At 67.2% G+C, this 5,936-nt stretch carries 4 protein-coding genes and 1 pseudogene; 2 read left to right on the top strand and 3 right to left on the bottom strand.

Annotation, left to right across the window (positions count from 1 at the left end; all coding sequences use genetic code 11):
* Positions 1-88 precede the first annotated feature (88 nt).
* From ACREE8_RS25740 to ACREE8_RS25750, 3 genes are all read right to left on the bottom strand, one after another.
* Complete coding sequence (locus ACREE8_RS25740; protein ID WP_431575882.1) at positions 89-1,624, bottom strand: AMP-binding protein; 1,536 nt, start codon at positions 1,622-1,624, stop codon at positions 89-91.
* 121 nt (positions 1,625-1,745) lie between these two features.
* On the bottom strand, positions 1,746-3,182 hold the full coding sequence (locus ACREE8_RS25745) for a DHA2 family efflux MFS transporter permease subunit (RefSeq protein WP_431575883.1): 1,437 nt from the start codon (positions 3,180-3,182) through the stop codon (positions 1,746-1,748).
* Positions 3,183-3,398: 216 nt separating this feature from the next.
* Positions 3,399-4,568, bottom strand: a complete 1,170-nt coding sequence (locus tag ACREE8_RS25750) for an MFS transporter (RefSeq protein WP_431575884.1) — start codon at positions 4,566-4,568, stop codon at positions 3,399-3,401.
* An 82-nt stretch (positions 4,569-4,650) separates the two neighbouring features.
* Between ACREE8_RS25750 and ACREE8_RS25755 the strand changes: the two genes are divergently transcribed.
* Positions 4,651-5,457 (top strand): AraC family transcriptional regulator, encoded by an 807-nt coding sequence (locus tag ACREE8_RS25755; protein ID WP_431575885.1) that lies wholly within the window; start codon positions 4,651-4,653, stop codon positions 5,455-5,457.
* 10 nt (positions 5,458-5,467) lie between these two features.
* Positions 5,468-5,936: pseudogene (locus ACREE8_RS25760) on the top strand (ATP-dependent helicase HrpB); the annotation flags it as partial.

Here is a 5,936-nt window from a genome sequence, read left to right on the forward strand (position 1 = left end):
AGGGGCCCGCCGGCGGGGCCCTTCGCGCCACTCTAACGATGCGCGACCGGATTCTTACCCCGGTTTCCGGGGCAAATTGATGGCACCGTCACGGCACCGCCCTTGCTTGCGCGAAGGTCGTCTTGTAGGTGTCACGCAGCTTGGCCTTCTCGACCTTGCCCATGGTGTTGCGCGGCAGCTCCTTCACCAGGAACACCGCCTTGGGCGTCTTGTAAGCGGCCAGATGCTCGCGGGTCGCGTCGGCGATCTGGCGTTCGGCCAGTGCCGCATGAGGCTTGGCCACCACCACCGCCACGACGGCCTCGCCGAAATCGGCATGGGGCACGCCGATCACCGCCGATTCGGCGACACCCGGCAGCGCGTCGATCACCGTCTCCACTTCCTTGGGATAGACATTGAAGCCACCGGAGATGATCAGGTCCTTGGAGCGGCCGACGATATGGACATAGCCGCGCTCGTCGATGCGGCCGACGTCGCCGGTGATGAAGAAGCCGTCGGCACGGAACTCGGACTTGGTCTTCTCCGGATTGCGCCAATAGCCATGGAAGATGTTGGGGCCCTTGACCTCGATGTCCCCGACCTCGCCCGGCTTCAGCGCATGACCCTCATCGTCGGCGATGCGCAAGCTCACGCCCGGCAGCGGGAAGCCGACGCTCCCCGCGACACGATCGCGCAAGTAAGGATTGGACGTGATCATGTTGGCCTCGGTCATCCCGTAGCGCTCGAGGATGGTGTGGCCGGTCCGCTCCTTGAAGGCGTTGAAGGTCTCGACCGTGAGCGGCGCCGAGCCTGAGATGAAGAGCCGGATCTGGCGGCAGCAATCTCGGGTGAATTCGGGCGTGGCCAGAAGCCGCGTATAGAAAGTCGGAACCCCCATCATGACGGTCGCGCGTGGCAGGAGGCGGACGATCTCGGCCGCGTCGAAGCGCGGCAGGAAGATCATGCTGGTGCCGTTCATCAGCGTGGTGTTGAGCGCGACGAAGAGCCCATGGGTGTGGAAGATCGGCAGCGCATGCAGCAGCCGGTCGCGCGGATCGAAGCGCCAGATCTCATGCAGGGCGGCAGCGTTCGAGGAGAGATTGCCATGGCTCAGCATGGCGCCCTTGGGCTTGCCCGTGGTGCCGCTGGTATAGAGGATCGCCGCGATCGTATCGTCGTCGCAGACGAAATCGTCGAGCTCGGCCGGTTGGCGCGAGGCGGAATCCATCAGGCTGCCGCGGCCCTCGGCGTCGAGCGTGAGGAGGCGCGCGCCGTGATCCTTCACCAGCGATTCGTCGGCGAGCGGCGAACCCGGCGTCACCACCACGACCTTGGGCGCGGCGTCGGTCAGGAAATACTCGACCTCGTCGCGGCGATAGCCGGTGTTGAGCGGCAGATAGATCGCCCCGATGCGCAAGGCCGCGAGATAAAGCGCCAGGGCCTCGGGCGTCTTCTCGACCTGGACCATGACGCGCTCGCCGGGCGCGGCCCCGGCGGCGAGGAGCGCGCGGCCGATGCGGGCACTCAGATCGAGGATCTCGGCATAGCTGCGGATGGAGCCGTCCGCGGATTCCAACAGCGGTGCTCCCGGATCCCTCGGGAAGTTGCGCGCGAGGATGGCGAAGAGATTGCGATTGGCCGGCATCGATCTGGTGTTCTTGTTCGTTGACGTCAGGTCCGGCCGGAAGCCGGCCCGGGACTTTGGCGATTGTCAGGGAGGAGGGCCGCCGGACACAAGCCCTGGACCGGTTTCCTGTTGATAAGTCTCAGGAATCCTTCGGTGCCAGCACCGGTTGAGGCATCGGTCGGCGGGCATGGCCGCTGACCTCGTCGCCGGCATTGGCGGGGAGCCCGATGAAGGTCAGGGCTGAGGCGGCGGCGCAGAGCGCGATCACATAGAAGGCCGAGGCGAAAGATTCGGCTGTGAGATGGCCGCCATGGAAATAGATCGAGACATGGAGCGCCAAGGCGCCGACACCGACGCCGATGCTGACGGAGAGCTGCTGCGCCATGCTGGCGAAGCTGGTGGCGAGGCTCATCTTCTCGGGCGGCATGTCGGCATAGGCGATGGTGTTGAGCGCGGTGAATTGCAGCGAGCGGAAGAAGCCGCCCGACAGCAGAAGCGCCAGGATGACCCAGCCGGGCGTGCTGGGCTCGAAGAAGGAATAGCTGGCGAGGAAGGCGGCACTGATGAGCGCGTTGGCGATCATGGTGCGCTTGAAACCGAAGCGACGCAGGATCGGGGCCGCGGTCAGTTTCATGAAGAGCGCGCCGGCGGCGGCGGCAAAGGTCAGCAGGCCGGAATTGAGCGGCGTCAGGCCGAAGGCGAGCTGCAGCATCAAGGGCATCAGGAAGGGCAGGGCGCCGATGCCGATGCGAAACAGCGTGCCGCCCAGGATGTTGGTTCGGAAGGTCGGGACGCGCAGCAGGCTCAGATCGATCACGGGATGGGCGACCCGGCGCGCATGGCGGACATAGAGCGTCATGGCGGTCAGGCCCGCGATCAGCATCACTGTGACCATCCAGCCCGGCAGGATGCCGCGGCCCATGGTCTCGAAGGCGAAGACGAGGCCCGAAAGGCCGACGCCGCTGAGAATGAAGCCCAGCAGATCGAGCGGCGGCGTCTTGGGCTCGCGCGCATCGGCGATGAAGAGCGTCGCCAGCACGATGCCCAATATGCCGATCGGCAGGTTGAGCCAGAAGATCCAGCGCCAGGAGAAATAGGTGACGATGAAGCCGCCGACGGGCGGGCCGATCACCGGCCCGATCAGCGCCGGCACGGTCAGATAGGCCATGGCGCTGACGAGCTGCGTCTTGCTGACGGCGCGCAACACCACGAGCCGCCCGACCGGCACCATCATGGCGCCGCCCATGCCCTGCAGGATGCGCGCGGCGACGAACTCGGCCAGCGAGTTGCTGAGGCCGCAGAGGATCGAGGCCAGAGTGAAGACGACGATGGCGATGCGGAAGACGTGACGCGCGCCATAGCGGTCGGCGACCCAGCCGCTGACCGGGATGAAGACCGCGAGGCTCAGCAGATAAGAGGTGATGGCGAGATTGAGATGGATCGGATTCTCGTTGAAGGCCTTCGCGATGGTGGGGAGGGCCGTCGACACCACCGTCGAATCGAGGTTCTCCATGAACAGCGCGCAAGCGACGATCAGCGGCGTGGTCATGGGCGAGGAAGGCCGGACGCGAATCATGAACCGGAATTCAGTTCGGAAGACAGCGGCGGGGAGGCGGTGACGCCAGGGCGAGAGGACGCGCAAGCGGCGCACCCATGTCTGAAGATAGGGCGACGAACGCCCCTCAGTTGAGCCAATTTCAGATGGCTGCCATCCATGGAGAGCAGGATGGCGCAGCAGGCGCTGCGGCGCTAGTCCGGGCCTGTGGAATCTGGGGCTTTTCCGCCGTTGCGCTCAGGCCCGGACGAGCGCCCTTTGCGGCAAAAACAGGGCCGACGCGACCGTGCCCATGCCGATCGCGGCGAGCGCGAGGAACAGGGTCGAGAACCCGCCCGCCGCATCATGGGTGTAGGCGATCAGGGGCACGGCCAGTGGGCTGGCGCCGAAGGAGAGAACATAGCCCATGGCATAGACCCGCGCGCGCCAGCGCTCGTCGACGATGACCGCCACCATCGCGTCGAGGATCGGGATCAGGCCGAAGACCGAGAACATCAGCGCGACCGCGATCGGCAGGATGCCGATGCCGGGACTCATGCTGGCGACGATCAGCAGCGGTACCTGCAGGGCCGCCACCGGCAGGAACACGCGGCCCACGCCGCGCTTGTCGATCAGCTGCCCCACCAGGAGCTGGGCCATCGCCGCCACGACATAGACGATCGAGAGGAGAGCGCCGATCCCGAGCGTCGAATCGGTGAAGGCCGCCAGATGCTCGGCGAACACCTTCGGCATGGCGATGGTGGTGGCGTTGAAGATGACGCTGTCGCATATGGTGGCGACGAACAGCACCAGCCCGACCCGCAACAACAGGCGGCGTGGCAGGGCACCGGCCGGCCGCGTCTCGGTCAAGGGCGCTTCGGTCGTCGCGCGCACCGTCATGAGGAAGAAGAACCCGGCGATGATGGCGATGGCGCCGGGCAGGAAGAAGGCCGCGCGCCAGCCGACCCAATCGCAGAGCGCGCCGGTGATGAGGGCGGCACTGGCGATGCCGAAATTGCCGAACACGCCATTGATGCCGAGCGTGCGCCCGACCTTGGCCTGGTTGCGCACCAGGAGCGCGATTCCGACCGGATGATAGATCGAGGCGAACAGGCCGATGGCGGTGAGGCCGACGAAGATGCCGGTGGGCCCTTGCGCGAAGCCGGTGGCGATGGCGGCGACACCGGTGCCGAAGAAGAAGATCACCATCATGCCGCGCCGGCTCCAGCGGTCGCCGAGCCAGCCGGCCGGCAGCGAGCCGCCGCCATAGGCGACGAGCCCGCCGAGCGAGAGGCCGAGCAGCTGGCTGTAAGGCGTGTTCCAGTCCCGCTCCAGCGCCAGCACGGCGGTCGGGAAGATCAGCATGAAGAGATGGACCAGCACATGGCCCAGATTGATGAAGCCGATGGTCGGATCGGAACGGCGCATGGCGGCTAGGGGGCTCCCAAGGCGAGGCAGGTCGGCAGGACAGGGATTGTAGGCGTGGGCCCCTTGTCCTACTCTCGCTATCATGTCAGTCACTATCGAGAAACGGACAAAACGGCCCGCTCACGCGGACCCCGATCTGCTGGGCGACACGCCGCGAGACGTCGTCGCCTGGGCGGACTCCTATCGCGCCGGCGAGGTGGTTCCCGCGCATCGTCATCGCCGTGCGCAATTGCTGCATGCGGTCACCGGCGTGATGACGGTGACGGCGCCGGAAGGGTCCTGGGTGGTGCCGCCGCATCGCGCCCTCTGGGTTCCGCCCGCGACCGATCATGCGATCCGCATGACCGGGGCGGTCTCGATGCGCACGCTCTATGTCGAGCCCGCGGCCGCCGGCTCGATGCCGCAGCAATGCCGCGTGCTGTCGGTATCGCCGCTGCTGCGCGAGATGATCCTGCGCGCGATGGAGCTGCCGCGTCTCTATGACACCGAGGGCGCTGCCGGTCGCTTGATTGCCCTCATCCTCGACGAGATCCGCGTGCTGCCGGCGCTGCCGCTCCATCTGCCGATGCCGGCCGAGCCGCGATTGGCAAAGATCTGCGAGACGCTGCTGCGCCATCCCGAGGATGGCCGCGCGCTCGAGGCATGGGGCCGCAGCGCCGGCGCCAGCGGGCGCACGTTGGCGCGGCTGTTCCAGCGCGAGACCGGCATGAGCTTCGGCGCCTGGCGCCAGCAGGCGCGGCTGATCGAGGCGCTGGCGCGGCTGGGGGCCGGTGAGCCGGTCACGACGGTGGCGCTCGATCTGGGCTATGAAAGTCCCAGCGCCTTCACCGCCATGTTTCGGCGCAGCCTGGGTGTCACGCCCAGCCGCTATTTCGATCAGCCGCGATGACATCACCCTCATGATCAAGCTGCCGGTCGACGACGTACTGCCGGAGCTCAAACGAACGCTCGCGCGCTCGCCCAATGCGGTGCTGGTGGCGCCGCCCGGCGCCGGCAAGACCACGCGCGTGCCGCCGGCCTTGCTCGACGAGCCCTGGGCGCAGGGCGGCAAGCTCCTGGTGCTGGAGCCGCGGCGCCTCGCGGCGCGCGCGGCCGCGCGTCGCATCGCGCAGGAGCGCGGCGAATCCATCGGCGACACCGTCGGATTCCGCGTCCGGCTGCAGGCGGCGGTGGGTCCACGCACGCGCATCGAGTTCCTGACCGAGGGATTGTTCGCGCGGCGCATCCTCGCCGATCCGGGGCTCGAGGGCGTGGCGGCGGTGCTGTTCGACGAGTTCCATGAGCGCAGCCTCGATGCCGATCTCGGCATGGCGCTGGCGCTCGATGCGCAGCGCCATCTGCGCGAGGATCTGCGGCTCATCGCCATGT

This window comes from Hypericibacter sp. (assembly GCF_050729195.1).
Taxonomy (GTDB): domain Bacteria; phylum Pseudomonadota; class Alphaproteobacteria; order Dongiales; family Dongiaceae; genus Hypericibacter.

Bases quoted from the DNA above. Each gene is read 5' to 3' on its own strand.
- ACREE8_RS25755 (WP_431575885.1), top strand. From the start codon at position 4,651: ATGTCAGTCACTATCGAGAAACGGACAAAACGGCCCGCTCACGCGGAC.
- ACREE8_RS25740 (WP_431575882.1), bottom strand. From the start codon at position 1,624: ATGCCGGCCAATCGCAATCTCTTCGCCATCCTCGCGCGCAACTTCCCG.
- ACREE8_RS25745 (WP_431575883.1), bottom strand. From the start codon at position 3,182: ATGATTCGCGTCCGGCCTTCCTCGCCCATGACCACGCCGCTGATCGTC.
- ACREE8_RS25750 (WP_431575884.1), bottom strand. From the start codon at position 4,568: ATGCGCCGTTCCGATCCGACCATCGGCTTCATCAATCTGGGCCATGTG.